Source organism: Bacteroides intestinalis (genome assembly GCF_003464595.1).
GTDB lineage: Bacteria > Bacteroidota > Bacteroidia > Bacteroidales > Bacteroidaceae > Bacteroides > Bacteroides intestinalis_A.
Genome location: NZ_QRZF01000001.1, coordinates 268,051 through 293,511 on the forward strand (window position 1 = coordinate 268,051; position 25,461 = coordinate 293,511).

At 40.6% G+C, this 25,461-nt stretch carries 13 protein-coding genes; 1 reads left to right on the forward strand and 12 read right to left on the reverse strand.

The window, feature by feature from the left end; all coding sequences use genetic code 11:
- Nucleotides 1–22: 22 nt before the first annotated feature.
- From DWW10_RS00995 to DWW10_RS01050, 12 genes are all read right to left on the reverse strand, one after another.
- On the reverse strand, nt 23–1,672 hold the full coding sequence (locus DWW10_RS00995; protein WP_022394287.1) for a family 43 glycosylhydrolase: 1,650 nt from the start codon (nt 1,670–1,672) through the stop codon (nt 23–25).
- A 6-nt stretch (nt 1,673–1,678) separates the two neighbouring features.
- On the reverse strand, nt 1,679–2,647 hold the full coding sequence (locus tag DWW10_RS01000) for a family 43 glycosylhydrolase (RefSeq protein WP_022394286.1): 969 nt from the start codon (nt 2,645–2,647) through the stop codon (nt 1,679–1,681).
- Nucleotides 2,648–2,722: 75 nt separating this feature from the next.
- Nucleotides 2,723–4,435: an RDD family protein gene (locus tag DWW10_RS01005; protein ID WP_022394285.1), complete on the reverse strand. Its 1,713-nt coding sequence runs from the start codon at nt 4,433–4,435 to the stop codon at nt 2,723–2,725.
- 27 nt (nt 4,436–4,462) lie between these two features.
- Nucleotides 4,463–5,722: a glycoside hydrolase family 99 protein gene (locus DWW10_RS01010; RefSeq protein ID WP_022394284.1), complete on the reverse strand. Its 1,260-nt coding sequence runs from the start codon at nt 5,720–5,722 to the stop codon at nt 4,463–4,465.
- Nucleotides 5,723–5,985: 263 nt separating this feature from the next.
- The gene (locus tag DWW10_RS01015) at nt 5,986–7,473 is read right to left on the reverse strand and encodes a glycoside hydrolase family 99 protein (protein ID WP_022394283.1); all 1,488 of its coding nucleotides are present in this window, start codon (nt 7,471–7,473) and stop codon (nt 5,986–5,988) included.
- Nucleotides 7,474–7,567: 94 nt separating this feature from the next.
- Nucleotides 7,568–8,293 (reverse strand): DUF3823 domain-containing protein, encoded by a 726-nt coding sequence (locus DWW10_RS01020; RefSeq protein WP_022394282.1) that lies wholly within the window; start codon nt 8,291–8,293, stop codon nt 7,568–7,570.
- A 28-nt stretch (nt 8,294–8,321) separates the two neighbouring features.
- Nucleotides 8,322–10,307 (reverse strand): RagB/SusD family nutrient uptake outer membrane protein, encoded by a 1,986-nt coding sequence (locus tag DWW10_RS01025; RefSeq protein WP_022394281.1) that lies wholly within the window; start codon nt 10,305–10,307, stop codon nt 8,322–8,324.
- Nucleotides 10,308–10,324: 17 nt separating this feature from the next.
- Nucleotides 10,325–13,501, reverse strand: a complete 3,177-nt coding sequence (locus tag DWW10_RS01030; RefSeq protein ID WP_022394280.1) for a SusC/RagA family TonB-linked outer membrane protein — start codon at nt 13,499–13,501, stop codon at nt 10,325–10,327.
- A 41-nt stretch (nt 13,502–13,542) separates the two neighbouring features.
- Complete coding sequence (locus tag DWW10_RS01035; protein ID WP_022394279.1) at nt 13,543–15,243, reverse strand: PL29 family lyase N-terminal domain-containing protein; 1,701 nt, start codon at nt 15,241–15,243, stop codon at nt 13,543–13,545.
- 431 nt (nt 15,244–15,674) lie between these two features.
- Nucleotides 15,675–17,381: a family 43 glycosylhydrolase gene (locus tag DWW10_RS01040; protein ID WP_022394278.1), complete on the reverse strand. Its 1,707-nt coding sequence runs from the start codon at nt 17,379–17,381 to the stop codon at nt 15,675–15,677.
- The gene (locus DWW10_RS01045) at nt 17,378–19,702 is read right to left on the reverse strand and encodes a glycoside hydrolase family 31 protein (protein ID WP_022394277.1); all 2,325 of its coding nucleotides are present in this window, start codon (nt 19,700–19,702) and stop codon (nt 17,378–17,380) included. Before DWW10_RS01045 ends, DWW10_RS01040 begins: the two co-directional genes overlap by 4 nt.
- A 10-nt stretch (nt 19,703–19,712) precedes the next feature.
- Complete coding sequence (locus DWW10_RS01050) at nt 19,713–22,577, reverse strand: glycoside hydrolase family 3 C-terminal domain-containing protein (protein WP_022394276.1); 2,865 nt, start codon at nt 22,575–22,577, stop codon at nt 19,713–19,715.
- Nucleotides 22,578–22,790: 213 nt separating this feature from the next.
- Here DWW10_RS01050 and DWW10_RS01055 point away from each other — a divergent pair, with 213 nt between their 5' ends.
- Nucleotides 22,791–25,388, forward strand: a complete 2,598-nt coding sequence (locus DWW10_RS01055) for a hypothetical protein (protein WP_022394275.1) — start codon at nt 22,791–22,793, stop codon at nt 25,386–25,388.
- Nucleotides 25,389–25,461: the final 73 nt, after the last annotated feature.

Sequence of the window (25,461 nt, forward strand, 5' to 3'; positions counted from 1 at the left end):
TAAATAAGTCTCTTTTTAATGATTATTTCTGTCCGCGGGTCTGTTTTACGACCTGTATAGTCCCATCCGGATTATAGAACAACTTGTCTACACAAACCGAACGTAGATTTCCCTGTCCTGAAAAATCAGAAGTGTGATAGAAGGCATACCATTGACCTTTATACTTTACAATAGAACCATGACTAGTGTCACAAGTGGTCGGTTCCAGATAAATCCCCTCATACTTCCATGGACCTAACGGGGAGTCGCTTGTTGCATACCTCAAACGATTGGCGCCTGGGTTATTATCTGCATACGATAGATAGTACTTACCATTGTATTTATGTATCCAGGTCGCTTCATGGAAATCACTCAAGCCGGTCATCAGTTTAACCTCTCCGTCCAGTTTCGTCCAGTCATCTTTCCGTAACTTACCACCATAGCATTTACCTCCACCTCCATTATAAATGTAAGGTTGACCATCCTCATCTATAAATACGCAAGGGTCGATTTCCGGAGGCATACCCTCGATATAACCTCTTACACGGAATTCCTTATTCGGATACTTACTGGTAGCTACTCCCACCCGCCAGGTACTATTCCAATTAGCAGCATTGGCTGGGTGCGGGAAGTAGAAATAATAGGTTTGATTCTCCGGATTATAAGCACAATCAGGAGCCCACATGAAGCCATCACACCCCCAACCATTATGTTTCCGCACTGTGGCTGCATTCATGATCTCTCCATGATCGGTCCAATTCACCATATCTTCCGTAGAAAAAACATGATAGCGATCCATACGGTCACATCCAAGTGCAGGCTCCATATCATGCGAAGCATATACATAAAGCACTTCTTTTCCATCAATGTTCCATACATGCGCAGAAGCATCAGCCGTGTAAAGAGGTCCCTTTATCCAACTATTGTACATCGGTGACTCCCACTCTGCAAACAGGGGGTTACCCATTGCTTTCGTAACAGGGTAAGTGAAAGAATTAGAAATATCTTCCAACTCACCTGTACGCGTTAAAACGAACTTATCAATGTTTCCCGGTGTATTGGCGCAATACTTCAGTACATGTTTCCCTTTAGTCAGCTGGATTCCATTAGCTTTCACTTTATGGCTAAAATCCGTCCATCCCCCAAGAGGCATATCTATACTGCGGCTTGCACCACGACCATCTACCTCAAAGTAGAAACTTCCCTCCGAGCCGTCCCCTTTCACGCAGAATGTTTCAATGGCATAGGCGCCATCCTCATCTACCTCAATCGTATAACACATCCATTCACCTGGCTGTACATCACCGATATAATAACCTCCGGAAGCCTTACTCTCTGCACGAACATCAACGGCATGGGAACCTCTGTACCCCGCATCAGCCAGTTTAGAGTCGCTCTCATAATAGGCCACATTCTGTGCTCCCTCATCAAAGTCTTCCGCTTCTAAAGTACCGGGTACGCGATGCGGACCTTTATAGGCCGTTCCTTTATAAGCTTTCAGATATTTTTCCGAATCATAGTCCATATCATAATCGTACTCATACGGCCCATCAGGAACCGGAGGATCTACCTCTGGCACTTCAGGGGGAACTTCTGGAGGTATTTCTCCCGGCGTGTCTTTATCGCTGCAAGCTGTAAGAGCAAGTGCAGCAATAAAGAAACCCAACTTCAACAGATGAATAAATAGACGCATACGATTTTATTTTGTTTGTTCTACTACTTTTATAGTTCCATCCGGATTATAGTATAGTTTGTCTACACAAATAGAGCGAAGGTTTCCCCTGCCTGAAATAGAACAGTTATGATAAAAAGCATACCATTCACCGTTATATTCAGCTATAGAGCCATGACTTGTATCGCAACCTGTCGGTTCCAGATAAATACCCTGATATGTCCATGGTCCTAGCGGTGAATTACTGGTTGCATAATTCAAACGGTTAGCCCCCTTGCCATTTTCTGCATGGTTATCAGCATAGGACAAGTAGTACACGCCGTCTTTTTTATGTATCCAGGCAGCCTCATGAAAATCTTTCAGACCCTCCATAGCACGCAGCGGTTCTGCCAGTTCCATCATATTATCCTTCATTCTGGCACCCACACAACGACCTCCACCGCCATAGTAGAAGTAAGCCTGATCATCATCATCCACAAAGACACAAGGGTCTATCATGGCAAAGCAATCGTCTTCCATTCCTATCATGTCAATGTACTTGTCCTGTACAGTGAAGTCTTTGGCAGGATGTTTACTGGTAGCTATACCCACTCTCCAGGTATTGTTCCAGTCATCACCACTCGGGTGCGGAAAGTAAAAATAATAAGTACCATTCCTATATGCACAATCGGGTGCCCACATGAAGCCACCATCTTTACGTCCCCAAGATACTTGCGAAGAGTTCAGTATTTCACCATGATCCGTCCAGTTCACCATGTCATCCGTAGAGAATACATGATAGCGGTCCATCAAATCGCATCCACGCGGAGGATCGACATCATGGGAAGCATAAACATACAGGCGTCCGTCTTCCCATACATGGGCGGAAGGATCAGCTGTGTACATGTGAGTAATGAAAGGATTCGGGCCTAAAGTAACTGGTTTAGCTTGTTTCTGGCTGTTGCAACTCATCAGTGTCAACGACAAGGCAGCCAAGGTAATCAAATAATTTTTCATACGCTTTTTTATAGTTTTTATGGTTAATATGAGCAAAATTAGAGTTGCATGATTAACAAAGCTCTTAATTTCAACTTAATAATTCGCTGTTTTTTTCTTTTGATAAAAATAAGTAACCGACATGCCGCATAATATAAAGATAGCAAGTAAACAAGATAAAAAATAGCCTATATTATCCAATGAATTCGGCATAAAATACATCTGTTTTCCTCGCCCTATTGAGAGCCCAGATTTCAGGTAATTTAAATTTTCTATATTATCTCCTAATAATAAAGCTCTATCTGCAAGTTTTTTCAAATTCTCACTATCAAACATATAATTGAACCCATTACTTGCATAATGTTTAGATAAGGGTTGGTAATAAATAAGCCCCGTGAACATATCCTGATAATGCTTTTTATTTAGCGGACTCCAATACAAAAAGTGATCGAAACGATCTTTCCCGAAAGGAGATCCATCAAAATTAAATGCAAATCCTTCTTCAGGCATCTGTTCAAATGCTACATCCCATTTCCCATGCTGGATAGGGAACATCATTCCAAACCCATAAAAAGCCGATGCAGTGTTAATCATAACATTGGCCACTTTGCCCGGATATGCCTGTTCAAGATAATATCCACAGTTACCGGGAGTAAGGTATGCATGTCGATAATTCATTATTGTTAAAGACTTTTTCAGACTATCAGACTTTATAGTCGAAATTATACTTTCTGCCATCAAACTGTCCCTGGTATATATCAAGCTTTTATCTATCCAATCTTTATCGGTAAAAAAGATATTAACAGGATTGTCTTTATCATGATTAAAATAATACATTTTCTTAAGAAAATTGAACCAATTAGTTCTTGTCCACAACAGATCTACCGTTTGATTCTCCATCATAAAAGCAGCCAATTCCTTTTCAACGATTGTATCATTCGAGAAAGAAGTATCAACAAATGTCTTATAAGCATCACGTGATTCAGCACTTCCAATCTCAGTAAATAAGGTTCCTACATTATCGACAAAACGCTCGTCAGTTACCAGATTGTAAATCATATCATACTGGGTCATTTCAGGATGTATTCGTTCACAAAGAATCACATGGTCATATGTCTTAAATAACTCCAATACATAATTATTTATGTCCTGACGGTTTTGTTGGAGATAATCCACATATTTTTTTACAGAGTGAGATGTAGGGCGGGGAGTGACAAACATTTGTTCATTATTATAAAAATCGGGAGTATTTGTAGCAACTGTATTTGTTAAACGGACAGCAGTAGCCACAACAATAAGTATTAAATAGCTACCAATAATTCTTTTCTTATATAACAATAGTCTTACTATTGGTATAGCAGTCTCGTCTTTAATAATCGAAATTTTAAAGACTCTTTGTTTCCGTGTAGCCAATATACATATTACAATAAGAAATAGTAGTTTGAAAAATTTCAAATATAGCTTATCTAATTCCCAGATATAGATAGGTGAAAAATTAGAGAAACAGGCCAGCCATAAAACAACAGCAGGAAAACTAGTAAACCCCTCCCTGAACAGAATTCGTAACCATGACGGACTACCTCCAGCAGAACTCACCATTCTGCCATTAAAAAACGCCAATCCAAAGGTTTGTCCACAGATACAAAAACTGATTACATAATATAACAGCCAAATAATAAAGAAACCGGGTAAGAAAGGTACAAAATAGAAATACGAAATTACCCACGCTACTATATTAAAGATAAAAACAGCCACTGTACAATCAATCAAAAATGCAGCGCAACGTTGAAAAAAAGATAAGTGTTTCATAATGTATAAGATTTTAGTGTTACTTTCTTATTTCGCATCCCGCCGGGGCATCTCAAAGCTCAGCGGCTTCTCACAACGAAGCATCTTTGCCGCCTCACCCGTCAGCCACAGGTAATGATCGGACGGCATCCCATCCATACCCACAAACTTGACTTCTTTTCCCACCGGGGGATTATCTGTACACTTGAAAATGGCAGTACCTTCATTCACTTCATCGAACATAGCTACATACAGCATCGTAGCCCCTGCATTGATTGCCGTAGAAATCTGTTGCCAATAAAAGCGTCCGCCCTGACGGGGAATAGAACCGGAAGGTTTCACATCATCCTTGAATGCATGGCGACTTAGATTGTGCCAACTGAATCCAGGAGTTACACAAGGCACATAACCGATATTATTCTTTTTACACCAGGCAATATCATCCAGAATGACATCACGATAGCGGTCCATATCATTGTGAAGCAGTGGGGTAAAACGTTGTACCATCCATGGCAGAATGATATCAGCCTGTCTGATAAGCTCATGCAAATAGGGATCATGGATGCAGTCAGCATTCAAGTCTCTCCAGAAAGTAGGCACACCCAGCATCACACTACATCCGCCGTACTCCGGATCATTCTTCAGAAAGTCAATAAAACGCTCCAACCCAATATTACGAATATCATACGGACGGTCCGGGAAGCCGACTCCCCAAATAGTAACCAGCGGTTTCCCATTATAAAAGACATAAGTCTGTTCACCCTCCTGATTGGTCACACGCAACGAATCAACCAGGTATTTCCAATCATCCATCAACATGGAACAATCTTCATTCTTAGCCGCCAGACCGGACAAATCATACATCACACCAATAGCACGTCCATATTTGGAAGCCGCTCTCATGGCGTGCTTCAAAACAGTGCTCCGTTTGCGTGCTTCCGGACGGGCAGCTCCAAAGAAACGTTGCATAAACACTCCGTCCAACCCATACTCCTGCATCCACTTAAAATGCAAGTCTACCGTACTTTCATCCGTTGAAGAAAAGAAACGGGCAGTAGAACCATCAGCCAGTTTCTGTCCAGTCGGATATGTCTTCTCATATTCATTGACATCCGGCCACATATCGATACGGATACTATTTTCATCAGGGTACATCACACCTTTCCCCGGTTGATGAAACCATCCCTGATATCCCGCCATAACAAGGCCCTTGTACGATGGGTATTTAGTAGTTTTAGAATGCTTGGGGACTGCACTCAGACTTCCAGATAAGAAAAAAACGAATAACAATAAAAGACATTTCCTCATGGTTGCAAAAATTTAAGTAGATATTAAAAATAGGACTGTTACTGTCCGTTCCGACGATTGGTACTGATATCATCGTAGTAGTAGTACTATGTGCCATCTTAAATGGTATCTTTAAAAAGGAGGAAAAGCATACCTGCTACATACCAGAACCATACTTGCTCCGTACATTCTCCAGTCAGAAGTACCTCTGAGTGGAGAAACACTGGAGATGGTACGGAGCAAGTATGGTTCTGGTACGTAGCGGATAGATGCAAATCCTTAATTTATCTGGAAGGCCAGGAAGCTTTCAAGGGAATTTCTCCCCGTAGCATCTTCTTGCCTTGACCTACAAGCCATAGGTAGTGATCGGTAGGCAATCCGTCTTCAATACCCATAAAGGTTATATTCAAATCCTTAGCACGCTGGCACCAATCATTGCCGGTCAATCCTTCAACCATTTTGCTGCTAATGCGGTATCCTCCGTTTTGATAAACAACATAATAGTCAACGGCAGACTCATTACTCGGAACATCACTCTGATTCAAGCATTTATAAATGGCTGTACCCTCGTCTATTTCATCAAACATAGCAATATAAAGCAATTGCGCACCCGACTTAATGCAATGATACATCTGATTCCAAAGGAATTTGCCACCCACACGTGAATTTATACCATTATTGGGATGCATATTACGATCGGAAGAACCCGGGAAACAAAGCGGAGCATATTCCACCTTATTTTCTTTGCACCATTTGATGTCATTTTCCACAAGACTATGAAAATTTGAGTAGTTATCATTACCAAAACGACCGACAAACCATGGCATGATAACATCGGCAGCCTTTATCAAGTCATGCAATTTTGCATCCGGTAATGCATCATTCCTTCTTTCACGCCAATAAGTAGGAACACCTAACATAATACTGAATCCCTTTGCTTTCAAACCATTCATCAGTTCTTCAATATCATTGAGTGAATAAGGCCGGTTATCATTGAAGCCTACGCCCCACAGCACTATAAGAGGTTTTCCGCCTTGGTAGAGATAATACTTTTGTTTAGCATTTCTATTCAACAACTGGAATTTGTCCATGATAGCTTGTGCATCAGCCAGAACCGCATTGGTATTCCGGCTATTATCAGACATAAAGCCCCCTAAATCGTACATGACACAAATGGCACGCTGGTAAGTATTAGAACCTTTCATGGCCGATTCCAAGACCTTATCAAAGTGATCTTTTCCATCCGGGTTATTTATAACTTCACCGACAAAACGTTGCATAAATACACCGTCAAGTCCATACTCCTTCATCCATTTGAAATGGAGTAGTACACTGGACTCATCATAGGCACTATAGACCGTAGCAACTTCTCCATTCGGATATTGGAATTTTCCGGGGGTATATTGTTTCTCGTACTCCTTCATGTCGGGCCAGAAGTCAATAGAATTACGTAATACACCAGGTTCAAACATGTCGTTTTCACGATAATGATACCATTGAGTATTCGTATGCTTACTATGAGAACAGCCGTCACCAGGAGCACCAAACCAGCCTTGATAACCTGCCATCACTAAGCCACGATAAGTATCAAAAGGCTCGCCATCTACGTGAGGAGTAAAATCGGGGGTATTGTACACTTCCTCAGGCATAGGAGGATCCGGTTCATCAGGCTCTATAGCAGGTGGAATGAATGCATCATCTCCGCCACCACAAGACGTAGCACCTGCCAAAAGAACACATAATACCAAATAATATATTTTATTCAATCTCATTTTTCTATTTTAAATAGTTAAGACAAAGGCCGGAAGAACAAACATTCGTCTCCCCTTCCGGCCAACTATCACAATCTTATTACCCTTAATAAAACTACTCGTTAGGAACTTCTATCTTTACAATCTCTGTATAATTGTATTTTTCAAATTTATCCTTCACTCTGGCTCCCATACGAGCGAAATAAATATATCCACGCTTCACAGGTACCTCAACTGTATAAGTCAAACTTTTACCATCTTCCGCCTTTTCTATTTTATCCCAAGTCTTCATCACATTGATTTTAAACGTATTCGTATTGTAATAACCAATGCAATTGGAAGCACCACAAAAATTATTCAAACTAAGAAATGGACGAATTTCCGTAATCTGAGGAAGCCCTTCAGTTTTCGGAGCATCCAATCGGCAAGACATGGTGAGTGTAGTCCCTACAAGTTCTGTTTTAAAATCAAACACTTTCAAATAGGGGGTTACCTCAAAATTCTGGCTGGTCTTATTACCAATGCCCATGCGGATAGTATCTGCAGGCCACCATGACCCTTCCGGAACCATATCATATGTACCGGCAAAGAGTTTGGTATTGTTAAATGTACCATCTTCCTTAACAACAAGATCCTGACTTCCAGGATTGACTTTATAGCTCACTTCCCATATACGAATGTGGCAATCTCCCCGGTCGGAAACGATACCTTCTCCAGTAGTAGAGTCTATAATCTTTCCATAGAAATGGCAATCGGGTGCATCGAAATTATCCACCTCCATGCATGATGCCATTAGCAATGCTGAAGTACCAAATAATAAACTATATATTAACTTTTTCATATCAATACTTTTTCTAAAATTATTCCATTTAATAACCATCATTACGAATCAACAACGGGTTCTTATTGATTTCGCCACCCGGAATCTGCTCATAATAATGACGCTTGTCAAATGTTACTCTACGACCTTCACGTTCTACCTCATTCAAGAATATCCACTTATTTTCATCGAGAACCAAATACGGAAGTAATGTATGAGTATACACGCCATTTTGGAACATGATGTCGGCTACTCTCCAACGACGAATATCGAACAAGCGGTGGTTTTCGAAACAAAGTTCACGGGCACGTTCATCACGGATATATTGCAAATTCTCATCGATTGCAAAGCCATAGGTTTCGGAACCTACATCTATCGGATTAGTAACCATCTCATGTTGATGGGCACCTGCGCGGTCACGTATCTCATTTATATGTTCGAAAGCTTCTTTTTTCAAATCTTCGTTACCGGTAATCAGCCCCAATTCATAAGCTGCTTCTGCCCAATTCAGCAAAATCTCACCATAACGGAATACCTTCCAAGGCTGATAGTTGGTGAAGAATACACGTGCATTGGTTCCCTCGGCCTGTACGTACTTGCGGATGCAAGCACCCATACGTGAATAACCTTCATCACCTGTACCTTCTGCCAGACCATGAATACCACTAACCTTTATCTTCGTACCATTAATGTCCTTGTATTCACCTGGCTGAGATGCTCTTACACGATACTGGTTGGTATAGTCATTGACACTTCCCTGTGTTTCTGCAGTACCATCAGCGGCAAGCCCCGGATAGCTTTTATATACACCACCCTGGAAATCCAATTCCGTACCAGACATAGATTCCTTCATACCACTGAAATAGAAATTGGCACGGCATCTCGCTTCCATTTCACCATTATTCCAAAGCTCCCTGTAATCATTAAAACGTACCGGCTCACCAGTTTCTTCATCAATGATGGCAGGCATTTCATAAAGCCCCATGATTTCCCATGCCGGCTGAAGTGCAACGCCTACGTCACCTGAAAGACCTTCACCCTTCGGCAACACCATGCAGTCCCAACAATGGAACAAACTTGTGTTGGTAGGAGTACTGGTATTAGGACCATACTGCTTAACCATGATGTCCTCTTCCGTATTCGGATTCAAAAAGACTTCAGTATAAGCTTTTTCTTTATCTGCACCTGTATGCAGTTTAAATCCGGCATCCTTCAAGTATTTACATGCATCATAAGCATATTGGAAAAATTCTTGTGCTTTGTCTGCAGGCATACCCATCAGACCGGCAGAAACAGCCGGACCAGTAACAGCAGTATACTGATTATATTTGGCGATGGAACCCGCATATAGCATGGCACGAGACATCAATGCCGCGGCTGCATAACGGTTAGCACGCCCCACTTCATCTTTAGAAGCTGTAGCATTCTCCATGGCAAATTTCAAATCTTCATAGATGAACTTCCAGCATTCATATTCAGTATTACGCGGTTGCTGCAATTCCTCTAATGGCGCTTTAGGATCAAGCACTTTATCCACAATAGGTACACCGCCATAGCGTTTCACTATTCCGAAATAGTAGAATGCACGTAGGAAACGAGCTTCGCCCAAATAGGCATTATAATCATTCTCTTTATAATTGGAACGATAATCTGGTAGTTTTTCCAGCATATTGTTGATGTCGCGGATACGGTCGTAATTCCAATATCCCCAACCATCGCCATAAGAAGTGCCACGGCCTGCTGCCTCAGCAGCACAAGACGCCGGACTACCTTTCTGGGCCTGCCATCTATTACCGCTATGCCAACCACTGGCATTTACTGTTGCATATCCCTTATCGTCACCATTCTGACTATAATTGAAATCTTCTATCGGAAGATCCTGGTACATCAGAGCGAGATACTTCTTGATACCATTGTCCGATTGAAACAGCACATTTTCATAAATAAGTCCTTTCGGCTCCAGATCCAAATCATAGCAAGAAGTCGCCGTAAGTCCCAATGCAGCTGCTACAAATATATATTTTAATGTTTTCATATTCTATCCTTTTATCTTTAGAATTTGATTGTTGCACCAATGTTAAACGTACGGTTCACAGGATAATTGTAGAACAAAATACCGGAAGAATCACCATTATTAGCTCCACCCTGACGACCGGGACGTTCCGGATCTATATTATCCAAACCAGTAAAAGTCAAAAGGTTATAAGCATTGAAATAAACACGAAGGTCTTTAATTCCTGCTTTGGCTACCCAAGTTTTAGGTAATGTATAACCTACTTCCAAAGTTTTCAGACGCAGATATGAAGTGTTCTTAATACCCGTTCCTGCATTACTGAAACTGTGCCCTGTAGCTGGATACAAACCTGATACCCACTGAGTATTCGGATTGAAAGGATCGTCGCTTGGGTTAATCGTATGCCAGCGGTCAAGGTAAATATCCAACACTGCACCACCATTAAACGGACCAACTTCCGTAAATACCTCATCATAAGAATTGTATACGCCTGCTGCGCCCTGCCAGTTCAGAGAGATGTCTACACCTTTCCATTCGGCTCCCATCACAAAACCATAGTTAAATACCGGTAGGTTATAAGTTGCCATCGGGTGGTTATCATCACCGTTGATTACACCATCACCATTCCAGTCTTTATAGTAATAGTCACCAGGTAAAGTTCCTTGACCATATCCACCACCGGTAACATTGTGATAACGGATCTGTTCATAGCTGGTAAAACGTCCACCTTCTTCGTAAGAGAACCAGATATCTTTGTTACGTCCAGATACATCTCTACGACGCCAAGCATCCATAGAGTTACTAGCCTGACTGTCCAAACGATAATCCCAACGGTTCTTTGTGGCAGAGATCTGTCCACCTACCCAATAGTTTACTCCAGCCACTCTATTACGGTGATTCAAACTGATTTCCCAACCGAAAGTCTGGTCACTGTTCAGGTTTTCCTGAGGTAAAGATGCACCGACTGTACCCGGAACAACAGTTGAAGAGGTAGCAAGCAGACCACTACGTTTACGCTTGAAGACTTCAAACGTACCGCTTAACTTTTGATTCCAAAGATCGAAATCTAAACCAAGATTATAAGTTTCGGCAGTATACCATGTCAAATCAGGATTAGGAATAGCAGTCGCAGCAACACCGGCCATTAATGCACCATTATAGAACCAGCCAATCTTGTCTTTTTCAATATTATAAGCTATCACTGTCTGAGGATAAGTACTGGCACCACCATCATCACCCATCTTACCGTAAGAACCACGAATCTTCAAGTTGGTGAGAAAAGGAATCCATTCTTTCATAAATGCTTCTTCACTTATACGCCAACCAGCAGAAACGGATGGGAAAAATCCCCAACGCGAACCTTTCGGGAAACTGGAAGAACCATCATAACGGAAAGAGAAATCTACCATATAGCGTCCTTTATAGTCGTAGTTTACTTTACCTACAACTGACTGACGAGTCTTGTCACCAGCGCCTCCCATCGAACCTATCTGATCCTTCTCTTCACCATAAATCAGGTATTCACCATCCAACTGCATAACACGTTGTGCATAAAAGTTATCCCAATTGTTATACTGTTCTTCGAACAATACCATAGCCCCAACATTATGATCACCAAATTTATTGGCATAGTTCAAAGAAAGCTGCATCACTGTTCCGTAATTCGGGTCAGTATTACGTCGCAAATTGCTGTCAGCATTGCGATCGAAACTTTCCATTGTGCCATCTTCACGCTTATTGTACAATTTATAAGCACGTTTATAACTTGTATTATTGGTAGTATAATAGTCGTAGCTATAAAAAGCCTTTGCATTCAAGCCCTTTACTCCCGGAATATCATAAGTCAAAGTCAAAGCGCCATTGAAATTATAACGTTTCTCACGGCGATAACCAGTAAGGTCACTATTGATAGCAGCTACAGGATTTTCAGGTTCACCCATTTCACTATCCCAGGCGGGGTAATTATGATCACCATCTACATATGCCTCTGAAGTCGGCCTATAAGTCCAGGCTTTTTTATACACAGACCAGATATCGGTAAACGGTTGATTCTTTTCGTCCATATAACCACTAGTTTGTATAGTAGCCTTCAAACGGTCGGTAATCTTGGCATCAATATTGCTACGGAAATTCCAGCGATCGTAATTCAAAGAACCACCTTTATAAGAACCTTCCTGCTTCAAATAACCGAGGTTAAAAAAGTAGTTCACCTTCTCAGAACCACCATTCACACTAACGTTATATTGTTGCTGTGGGACGTTATCATCGAACAATTCTTTTGTCCAGTTCGTACTCTTTTTCCTTCCAGTACTGTATTCCATCATTTGTTGCCAAGTATATTTAGCAGGAGTGCGGTTCGGATAAGTGTTGTCTCCAAAAGCATTATAATACTTTTCATTGATAAGCAACATATGGTCTGCCGCACTTGCTGTTTGCGGCACATAGAGGAATTGCTGCCAACCATAATTAGCGGAGAACGTAATGTCGAACTTACCATTGGAAGCTTCACCATGCTTGGTAGTAACCAAGATTACACCATTAGCAGCACGCACACCATAGATAGCTGCAGAAGCATCTTTCAATACAGATACGTTATCGATTTCATTAGCATCCATACGAGAAAAATAAGCCTTATCACGAGGAATACCATCAACTACAATCAGCGGATCACCCATACCACGAATATCAATGGCATTATCAAATTCACCAGGCTGTGAACTCTTCTGTGAAATACGCACACCTGGAACCTTACCGGAAAGCATGTTCACCACATTCTCATTCTTAGTTACGGCTATTTCCTTATTGTTGATAGCTGAAACCGCACCTGTCAGTGTAGCTTTCTTCTGCGTACCATAACCTACAACCACCACTTCTTCTAAAGCTTGACTGTCTTCTTTTAGTGTAATTTTCAAGTTAGTTTTATCTGCTGCAACTATAGCATCAATATAACCGATAAAAGAAATAGTCAACTTCTCTTTTGCATCGGCAGCAATCTCAAACTCACCATTAATATCGGTAATGACACCTCGAGTGGTACCATTCACCCGAACATTGGCTCCAATGACGGTTTCACCGGTTTGGTCAACCACAGTACCGCGAACGATGCGGTTCTGTGCCGACATAGGCAATGCCGTCAGGAGACATAAAAGCACAGCCATCATCGCTTTCCATGAAAAGGATGCACTTTTTTTTGTATTAGATATTTTATGTTTCATATTTAGATTTTCTATTTATTAAAGAAATCTTCATTTTCGGTTTATTCCGGTATAGTTGTACCTTCCGGCATCATACGACGATTGAAGAAGAAGAAACCAAATTGGTCAGCTTTATGAAGTCTCTTCCATCCATAAGCATATTCATAAATAGCAGCAATGGCAAAACGGAAACCGTAACCTGTATACGTGTCATTAAGTTTAATTTTAGCTGTTTTGGGATCCATTGTTACACCTGCATATTTAGCAAACGTTGCTTCGTATAATTCAGGATGTTCTCTATCATCATTAAAACCACCAAGGATTTCATCTCCACCATTAACTTCTTTACCTGTAGCCGGATTCATCCATTTTCCATACGCTTCCGGTACGAGAATAGAAATACCACGGAAATACCAATATATACCACGAGAGAGTTGTGCATACTTTTTAGCAATATCAGTCATTACAAGTGTGGTTCCATCACAATAAATAACATTGTCACCATCAGCTGTTTGTACCTGATAATTTGCGCCAGCCCAATTTTCTAAGAAGCTCTTTCCTCTGTGAGTGATTTCAGCGTAATCTTCTTCCCAATTTGTGAATGTTTTCTGAATGTCAATTTCCTGAGCACCCAATGGCAGGCTTTTTTGACGACCGCCCCACTCACCTTCATATTCTTCATTAAATCCACTAACAAAATCAAGGTTAGCTAATTCATCATTAATACAAACATAAATCTTAGCCTTTACTACATCATTAGCCAGAACATTAATCAAGAATCCCTTACGATCTGCATTTCCATTAAAACTGGTTCCCGGTCTTTCACTAAATGCCCATGTACCGTCTTTTTTCAAACTCTTGCTAAGAAGCTCCTGCTTTTCCTGTGCTTCTCCACCTGGCTGTTTACTACCACTTGCAACTACAAATTCTGCATTAGCCGGAAGTTCACTGAATAAATTCTTGAAGTTAAAAGCTCCTAAGAGGTCAGAACCTTTAATAGTCATTTCCTTGAAACCATTCGCAAGATCATTAGGGCTATAATCTGCTTTGATCGTAACGCCACCCAAATCTTCAGCAACAGATGAGAAATCATCAGACACTTTCACAGTAAAGTAGTTAGAACCAATAATTGTTCCTTTTAAATTCAATTGAAGAGATACAGCATAAGTTTTTCCGGCTTCCGCTTCACCAAGTGCCTTAATAGGAACTTTAATAAAATCACCTTCCAATGTTACATCTCCACTTACTTTAAACTGCTCACCATCAGCGGCACGGGTAAGTACATGGGATTCAGCAATTGTAAATTGTGCACCATCCAAGCTCTTGAGAGCCGGTCTTGCCAAGAAATTCACTGTAGTAGCAGTACTGCCAATCTCTACAATTCCATCTATTGTCTCTGGACTATAGATCAACGAGTTTACTAAAGACCCCAATGGAAGGACGTACTTTTCGCCTTCTATTGTAATAATAGCCTCCGTATCAGTAACTACTATAGAGATATTTCCTCCACCTGGCTTAATTACAATCTTTTGTCCGTCACTCAACGTTAACGTATACGTGCCGTTATTTTCATCTACCTTTGTAATACTTGCACCGGTCATCAATGCTTTGCCCAATTGTGTTTTGATGTCATCAATTGCCACTTCAATTACTGACACTCTTGATTTCAAATCATCAACATCATCATTATTACATGAAGTAAAAGTTCCTGTTGAAAGAACCACCGCTCCAAACAGGAGCGCATTTAAGAATCGTTTGTTCATAATAATTAAATTAAAAGTTGGTAAATATATAATTTGAGTCACTTAAAAAAGTTTATCTTTTCAGTTTGTCCAAAGAGGACTATTTGCAAGAGGATACTTTACGTATACTTGTGCATTTTTCATATTTATTAAAATCATGTTTAAAATTATATGGGCAAAATTATGAGGCTATCGTTAAAATAGTCCTTAAAAAGACATTAATCGAAGTAGGTTTTTTGAAGAAAAACAAGGGTTTCAGAGCTTTTTAACTCTTTCACATTAAAGAATCATATATAAATGGATTAATCGAAGAAAAATAGACTTCAAACAAAGGTTATTCTTAGATTATATATTATAATTAAACCTCTCATAAAAACAAAACTTGTGGCTATACAACCCATAAATAAGTTATATAACCACAAGCTTTAATTAAAGATTTCTGTATTGATCAGTTATTTGCCTACACCATTCTCATTAAAAGCACTAATAGAGAAGTAATATTCAGAATCTCTATTGAAATAACGGGCCTCATATTGATTTTCGTAAACCACCATAGAGTGAGTCAATTTCTCTTTTTGTGTTCCCCAACGTAAAATATACCCTGTTACATTTTCCTGCGGATTCCATGTAAACCGGTAGATACGTTTATCATTATTATCATGCGAAGCTTGGAATCCTGTAACTTCGGCAGGCGCCTTACCTCCACCTTGACCAAAGACACGCAAATCGAACAGAGAAAAACTTCCTTCCATATCTTTAGTGTTACAGATTTTCAGATATTGTACTTTCGCAGGAACATTCAGAGTATGCAGCTTATGAGGAGCATCCTGCAGATTCTTTTCTTCATCCACCAGACGAGTCCAGTCTTTGCCATTTGTAGAACCTTCTATATAATATTGATAAACCACAGGATCATGGGGCGCATGTACATTAAAATTATGATCTGCGAAATTCACCTGAATGGCATTCACTTCCATTGTTTTTCCAAGATCAATTTGCAGCCATTCACCAGCATTGCCTGTTTGAGCAGCCCACCAGGTTTCCACCTGTTCATCATTAGCCAATTCCGGTTCATAGCCTTCAAGGTGTGAAGACGAGGATACTTTTTTCTTATATGAAAGCAAGTTCCACCCCATGCTAATATCTTCCTTTTCAAAATCGACCTTCCGATCAGGAATACAGAAAGGATAATCAGCAAAAGTTGTCAACGCATACATGCCATATTTCTCAGAAACAACTACCGGGAATAAACCTAAACGGCGCTCAAACCAATGACGAACAGAAATAGTCATAGATGCTACATGCCAGTAATTACCATATTTATCTTTGAATGTATGTCCATGACCAGCACCACCGATGAAACCTCCGGGCTTAAAAGAGAATGGATTGTCTTCCACATATTCAAACGGACCTAACGGATTATCACCAACATAATTACCATCACCATAAATACGGTATTGAGTACCAGGAGCTGCATATTGCAAGTAGTAGCGACCATTATGTTTCAGTACACATGGACCTTCATTCCAACCTTGACGTGGCTCTTCATTGTTCTTACCAGGAACTTCCCAACCATATTTATCACAATTATGTTGAATCAAAGCTTTAGGCTCTCCAATAGCTCGGAAGCCATCTTTGGGATCCACTTCCACTCCCATGATCGGATCCACATCCGAACATCCCCAATAAAAATACACTCTTTCATCATCATCTTTAAAGAACGCCGGATCATGTTGAGGATACTCAAACTTTGTATCTACTTCTTCCCAAGTGTCCTTTTCAGGGTGAGCGTTTTTATAAATACGGGTGTTTCCACTGGATGCCGTAAAATAAAGAGTATCACCATAAACAAGGATGGTTGGAGCATAATCTTCCATCGTTGGAATGGTTGTACAAGGGATATATTCCCATTTTGCCAGATCTTCAGAACGCCAGTATCCACCGGATTTAGAGGCAAACATATAATAATATCCTTTAAAATATTCCAGTACAGGATCGGCCGCTTCACGCCGTGACTCATCATTAGGTTGAAAACGATAGTTCAGATCAATAGGATTGGTTACAATTCTATCATTCTTGACCGGAACTTGCTCCGAAGTACAACTACTTATCACTCCTGAGACTAAAGCTATACTCACTAATTTCGCTAATTTCTTCATGGTAGTTTTATATTTATTTTTTTTCCTTGGTATCCCACATTTACAGTATATGACTCATTATCCAGCCCTAAACCATCTTGTCTATTTACAAGAACAATATGAAATTTACGTTCTTGCAACATACCATCATAGCTACCTTGACGAGGATGAATAATCAGTTTTCGCTCCTTATCATTCCACGTCATACGGATAGTGGAATATTTACCTTTTTCATAATTATAATTATCATCCTCATCTTCATACAGGGTAAATTCTCCATCAGCTCCCGGATAAATACGAAGCTGTAAATCGTCCCATGATTTCTCTGTTGCAAATTGAACAGCAGGACCAACGGGAATGATAGAACCAGCTCTCACATACAATGGAATAATATCAACAGGTGTTTCACGGGTGATTTCACGTCCACCGTCTTGAACTTCGCCAGTCCAGAAATCAATCCACTGGGTTCCTGCCGGCAAATATAAAGAGCGGCTTCTGGTCTCGCTGGTAACTGGAGCTACTAATATAGATTTTCCAAAAAGATATTCATCACCCAAATCCAGCACTTTCTTATCTTCAGGGAAATCAGAGAATAAAGCACGCATCAGGCTTCCACCTTCAGAAGTAATCTTCCATGAAGTTGAATAAATATAAGGCAACAGGCGATAACGGAGATTGATCATTTTCTCTTGTGCATCGAAAGCCCAATATCCACGTTCACCAAACATGAAGATTTCACGAGGTGTGTTTGTACCATGCGAACGCATCATTCCAGTAAAAGTAGCAAATTGCATCCAGCGTACATACAATTCATGAAATGCCGGATCCTTTACACCTTGCGGAAATTTATTGGCAGAGAAGAAACCACCAATATCAGAGTTCCAATAAGGAATACCTGTCAAAGAGATATTTAACGCTGCAGGTATCTGATTACGTAGCACACCCCAATCAGAAACCACATCACCCGACCACGCTTGTGCTGCATAACGCTGCTGGCCGGCAAAGGCAGAACGAGTCAGAATGAAAACACGCTTATCAGAAGTTTCCTGTCTTTGATGATCATATACACCTCCCACGCTCACAATCGGAAAAGCATTACGGACCTTGCGGAAAGAACCCAGATAAGTCTGAAAGTCCAAATCACCCTCTTTTATCGGACCATGTTCCGGTTCGGTTGCATCCAGCCACCAACCATCCATTCCGATGCTGAACATATTCTTATTCATATATTTCCAGTAGATGTCTCTTGCTACCGGATCATAGGTATCATATACTTTCACTCCATTATTCTGTGGAAAAGTCTCATGCACCATCAACTTATTCTGTGCTTTCAATTCTGCATAAATCCCGGTTTCCGGACCAAAAGAAGGCCATACTGAAATAATGGCATGAGCATTCAAACGATGTACTTCTTCCATCATCTTTTTAGGATCGGAGAACTTCGGATTACGGAACTCAACTGCATTCCAGTCTTTATGATCCTCACCCCAATAACGCCAATCCTGAATAATACCATCCAAGGGAATTCTTAAATCACGATACTTCCTGACCACACCTACCAACTCATCCTGACTAACATAGCGTTCTCTTGATTGCCAAAAGCCATAAGTCCAAAGAGGGAACATAGGAGCTTGCCCGGTTAGTTCACGTAATCCAGCCACAACTCCATCCACTCCACCACCATAAACAAAGTAATAATCACACAAATCACCCACTGTCGAATCAAAGGTCATACCTTCTGCATTATCAGTGAAAGTTGTAGGAGAATAGTTATCCCAGAATAAAGCATAACCTTTGATAGAATGAACCAAAGGAATACAGATTTCCGTATTGGCTTGCTGCAAAAATAAAGTTTGGTTACGCTGGTTCATCCGTCCCTGCTGGTGTTGCCCCAAACCATAAATAGCCTCATCACTATCCAACACGAAAGTCTGGCGAACCTGATAGGTAGAATTTCCCGCATCATTGAATGGAACAAAATCAATAGAAGCAGGCTTCTCAGCTAACAAGACCTTACCATCTTTATCAGTAAAACGAACTTGTTTTTGGGCAATATCCATAATTGCTACTAATTCGGAAGTAGTAAGAACCACTTCACCTTTTGTCTCTTGCAATTTGTATTTTACCTTCTCCGGTTGCATAGTGACAGACAATGATTTCTTCTCAGGTGTCTTTCCGGCTGGATATTTCTTCACACGAATGATAGAAGAAGAAAAACATTCCAACTCTATACAAGCCTTTTCAGTCTCTACTTTTACCCCATTTGGAGTACGCAGAACAGATTGCCCCCATGACGGGACAATCTGTACACAGATACATAAGAATGCTAATAGTTTTCTCATAGTATCAAAATTATATAGATAACACTTTATATTTGGTAGTAAATACAACTGGAGCCGTATTCTCCTTATCCACACTGAAAGGTATCAGCCTCTCTTCTCCCGGAGCCAACTCATAATGAACGTTATCGCCTACTTTATTACCCCCGACATACATTTCAATTTTTCCTGTATCCATCAAAGTCCCATTGTTTTTGACAGACACCCAAATAGTTTTCTGATTCTTTACCAAGTTTTCTTCCACTTTGAATAAAGTCAAACCGAAATCTGCTGCAAATTCATGAGTATATTCAAGCATAGCGGACAAACCTTTCTTGGAATCTACATAACCCACACTATCCTTAATACGGTCTTTGGCCACATACTGAGGACTTACACCTCCAACTAAGATTTTGAAGGTACCTTTCTCTACAACCCGGTCCATATGATCGTTCAAAAGTGATAGTTCATAAGGTGTCAGTTCAAAAGAAACCGTTTTCGCTTCACCTGGTTTCAGATGAATACGGGTAAAGTCTTTCAACTCTGTAATACGTGTCTTCACACTGGCATACATATCCGTTACATACAGTTGTACCACCTCATCACCGGCCCGTTGACCTATATTCTTCACAGTAGCCTGCACTGTAATATTACCATTTTCTTTTTCCTGTACTTTCAGACCAGAATATTCAAATGAAGTATAACTCAAACCATATCCGAAATAATAAAGAGGATAATATTCCATATCCGAATATTCATAACGACGACCGGAAGTTTTAAAGTTATAATAGAGAGGGAGCTGACCTACGTGACGTGGGAAAGTCATCGGCAAACGACCGGCAGGATTATAATCACCAAACAGCACATCTGCTGTTGCCGGACCACCTTCTTGTCCCGGCAACCAATTCACAAGGATAGCTTTACACAATTCTGATGCCTTAGACAGATTATAAGGACGCCCTGCCTGAAGAATCAATATAACAGGTTTTCCGGTTGCACAAACAGCTTCCAATAATTCCTGTTGTTTACCCGGCAGAATCAAGGTTGCATAATCATGGTTCTCACCGGATGTCTTATATACATCCGTCGTCGCCTCACTGGTTGAACAATCTCCCAAAACCAATAGCACCACATCTGATTGTAAAGCTACTTTTACCGCCTTTGCAATATTGTTTTCACCCAAGCTTGTAAAATCACAACCTTGCTCATAAATCACTTTTGTCTGTTTTCCTACCGCTTGTTTGATACCAGTCAACACAGATTTCAACTGACCAGGCTGAAGTTTAGGAGTGTAATCACCAGGCTGAAGATCATCTGCACCGGGACCTAACACAGCAATCGTACGCATGTCTTTAGACAGAGGTAAAATATTATCCTTATTTTCTAACAGTACAATAGATTCGCGAGCAGCCTGACGTGCCATTTCTTTATGACTATCTGAATTCCACCCCGGATAAATCTTATTCCAGTCCAACGGTTTGTTAGGTGCTTTTTCAAACAGCTCATTGCGGAACATCATACGTAACATTGTGCGGCACACCTCGTCAAGGTTTTCCATATTGATTCGTCCATCTTTTGCAGCCTGTATCACCTCCTTATCATTATAAGTATCACCACAGTTTGTAGCAATACCGGCTGCCAAAGCCTGGTTAGCAGCTTCTATTTTATCTTTAGCCGTATAATGCTTACGGGCAGTCAAATTACCTATAGCACCACAGTCGCTAACGATAAAACCGCTGAATCCCCATTCCTCACGTAAAATATTATGTAGTAATTCTCTACTTTTAGCTACCGGAACACCCAGGAAATCCGAATAAGCCATCATCAAAGATTGGCAATCATAGTTACGAATCACATGACGGAACGGAACCAGATGTACTTCGCGCATTTCACGTTCAGACAATCCTATATCGTGAGAATCGCGTCCTCCCAATGGAGCACCATGACCACCAAAATGTTTCGGAGTAGTATACAACCCCATAGATTGGTAGCCTTTAATCCAAGCTCCACCAATTTGTGATACCAAAACCGGATCTTCTCCAAATGTTTCTTCACAACGTCCCCAACGGGCATCCTGTGCTACATCCAATACCGGAGACCATGCCTGCATAGTACCTGCCGAAAGAGTTTCATCGCCAACTGCCATCGCCACTTCTTCCGTCAACTTCTTATTCCAGGTTGCTCCCATTCCCAGGGCTTGGGGGAAGATAGTAGCTCCACTACCATATGAGAAGCCATGTACAGCTTCCACCTTTGTAATGGGCGGTACATATAAGTGAGGAATACCGGGAATACCCCAGCCCTCACGTATCAGTTCCATTTTATCTTCCGGCGTCATCACAGACAGCAGACTTTCTACACGTTCTTCCACCGGAAGTGTAGGGTCCATATAGCGGAGCAAAGTTTTTTCTCCTTTCCGATCTTTCAATTCCTTATCAGCTAAAAGAACAGATACTTCCTTTACCATAAAAGGCTTAACACGATCACCTCCCTTAAAAGCCAACCGGACATGTGCTCCATATTTAGGTGAAAACTTCAACCGCATCTCTTTAGCGCTACCCTGTACCTGGTAATCGACAGGCACTCCCAAATTCATAGGATCATATGTAACAAAGATATTCATCAGTTGCTTTAAGTCTTCTTTAGAAACACCTTGCATCTGAACCCCAAGTTCACATACATCACCAGGGGTCTGGATAGTAAACATCAACCATTGGTCTGTTTTCAAGTCCTGCCCACTAACTTCCCACATTGTCTTTTGATCTTTATCAAAAGCTAACGAAGCTTTTTCCACATTGGTGGATGCTGAAACGGATAAAATATCACTTGGCTGCTGAGCCATTAGAAAAGAGCAGGATATTATTCCTGCAAATAAGAATAAGTGCCTTTTTAAGTTCATATTATCAGATTTTAATCTATTTTTATGCAAAGTAAACGGCAACCGCTTAATAAAATGATAAAACAATAATTAATGAAACATTAAAATCCACTTAATGAATCACTTTTGCAGGAAAAGCGAAGCCAGGCTGTAATAATTGCATAAATAAGTAATCGGTTTTCACTAAAAAGCATTACTTTTGTACGAGCTAATACTTCATTAAGGACATACAAAATGAAAAAGACACAATCTATTATCTTTCTTCTGTTGATGTGTATGCGTTCAGTCGCTCAGCTTCCTGAATATGGTTTGCATATCCAATCCTATCCGCTTCAGAATTCTGAGTTTACCAGTATGGTATTAGAAGATGGAAAGCCCATAGAGACTAAAGGAGACAAAATTACCCTGAGTTTTAACCTCTGGGTGAGACCCGATAATGTATTCGGAACCGTATTCCGCATCATTACTGAAAATAATAAGAATGTCGATCTGATGTACAGTGTCAGTGAGAACGACAGACGCTTCCCAATTCTGGTCACCGGAGATGCAGTATACCCCATTCAAAAAGAAGTGAGGCGTGAGACTTGGACTTCAGCCAGCCTGACCCTCGATGTTAAAGAGGGAAATATTACCGTATTATATGATAGTACGGAAATTAATGTGAATTACCCTGATCTGAAAGGTGCACAGAAACTACGCTTTGCTTTCGGCTATTGTCCCTATGAGGGTTTCTCTTTAGCCGATGTGGCTTCCGTTAATTTAAAAGATATCAGTATCAAGCGCGGATTGCAGGAAATACGTTTGTGGAAAATGGCACGCCATAATCAAGAAGTCTGTTATGACGAGATTTCCCACAGTCCGGCTTCCGGCAAGAATACCCGTTGGATCATAGACCAGTATATCACCTGGAAGAAGATTCATTCACAGCAATTCAAATCTTCTCCCTCTGTAGCATTCGATCCTACTGTCGGAACCTTCTACATAGCCAACAATAAACAAAAGCTGTATGTTTTCCATACGGATGAAAGGATAACTGACACCATTCAGGTAAAAGGCGGCGAGTTTGTAGCCAACTATCCCAACCAGTTGATATATATACCAGAGCAACATCAGTTGTTATCCTACAACCTGAATGAAAATCTATATTCGTTCTTTGATCCTGTTTCACAAAGCTGGAAAGGGACACAGGCAGCCGTACAGGAACATGACTATTGGAATAATACGCTTGTTTATAATCCAGCCAATTCTTCATTGATCAGCTTCGGTGGATATGGACATTATCATTATAATAACAAGCTATTAATCTGCTATCCTTATGAGGATACCCCGCAGCGTCACCTCAATCTGACAAATATTCATCCCAGATACTCTTCCAGTTCTGTCATAGTTGACAGCACACTTTATATCTTCGGAGGACGCGGTTGCCCATCCGGACGGCAGGAATTATCTCCCCGTAACTATTATGACTTGTATGCTGTCAACCTTTTGACCCAGCAAACCAATAAACTATGGGAACTTACTCAGATTCCGGATGGAGGAGACTTTCAACCCAGTGAGAACATGGTTTATGATCCTGAAAAAAAATGTTTTTACTTCTTCAGTACCCAGCAAGGTGGTACGTTGATGAAAATTGATACTCAAACACCGCATTTCGAACTCATGTCATTGCCTATAGGATTGAAATTAGAGGCTCAGTATATGTATACCAACCTATACTACTCCCCTAAACAAAAGAAATTATATACGGTGATTCACCAGGCTGAAGTAAGCGGTAAAGCTGATATAGATATCTATGAACTGAATTTCCCTCCGATTCCTATTTCATCCTTTAAGCAGCCGGATGTAGTTGCAGACAATGCCGGTCAAAACGATCAGTCATCTATATGGCTGTACATCATAGTTGGGGTACTGATTATTGCCGGAATGGGAGTTTTCTATTATAGAAAGAAAAAGGCTGAAATAAACCGGGTCAAGACCGCCACCGGAAACAACAAGAAAGCGGAAACAAACAGTCTCCAATCAGAAACAGCGAATGGCTCTCTAATCAATGATAGATCTGAGATAAAAATAGAAATGCCCATACACACAGAGACAACAACATTCCACAACTATGATTTCTCCAAGGGATGTGTTTGTTTCTTTGGTGGTTTCCATGTTGTGGATAAAGAAGGCAATGACATTACAGCCTTATTTACTCCAACCCTTAAAGCCTTATTGATATTGCTTGTGCTCTATACCGGAAGAGATTCCAAAGGAATCATTGGCCATAAGCTAATCCAACTATTATGGTATGACAAGACGGATGAATCTGCCAAGAACAACCGTAATGTATATATGAGTAAACTACGCGGTTTATTGGAAAAAGTAGGTGATATCAAAATATTGAATCAAAATAGCTTCTGGAGCATACAGTTTGAAGAAGGAACAATTTGCGACTATCTGGAAGCACTTCATTTATATAAAGAGAATAATAGCCAGAACTTAGAGAAGCTGCTCGAGTTATTGCTACGTGGTATGATGTTACCCAATATGGAAACCGATTGGATCGATACGTTCAAAAACGATTTTTCAAATAGCACTATCGATCTGCTTTGCAGATTACTGAAGCGGGAAGACCTCTCGGAGACGTTAAAGCTAAAAATTGCAGATACACTATTCCAACATGACTACATCAACGAGGAAGCTCTTTGTGTAAAATGCCGCATTCTTTGCCAACAAGGTAAAAAAGGGCTTGCCAAGACTGTCTATGATGCTTTCTGCAAAGAGTATGCTGCTTCGCTGGGTACAGAATACAAGTTCTCCTTAATGGAAATTATCGACGAACAAAACTGAAACAAATAGATACTCCAAAAGAAACGTCTGACCTGGATACTCCCAAGTCAGACGTTTCTTATATTATAATCCG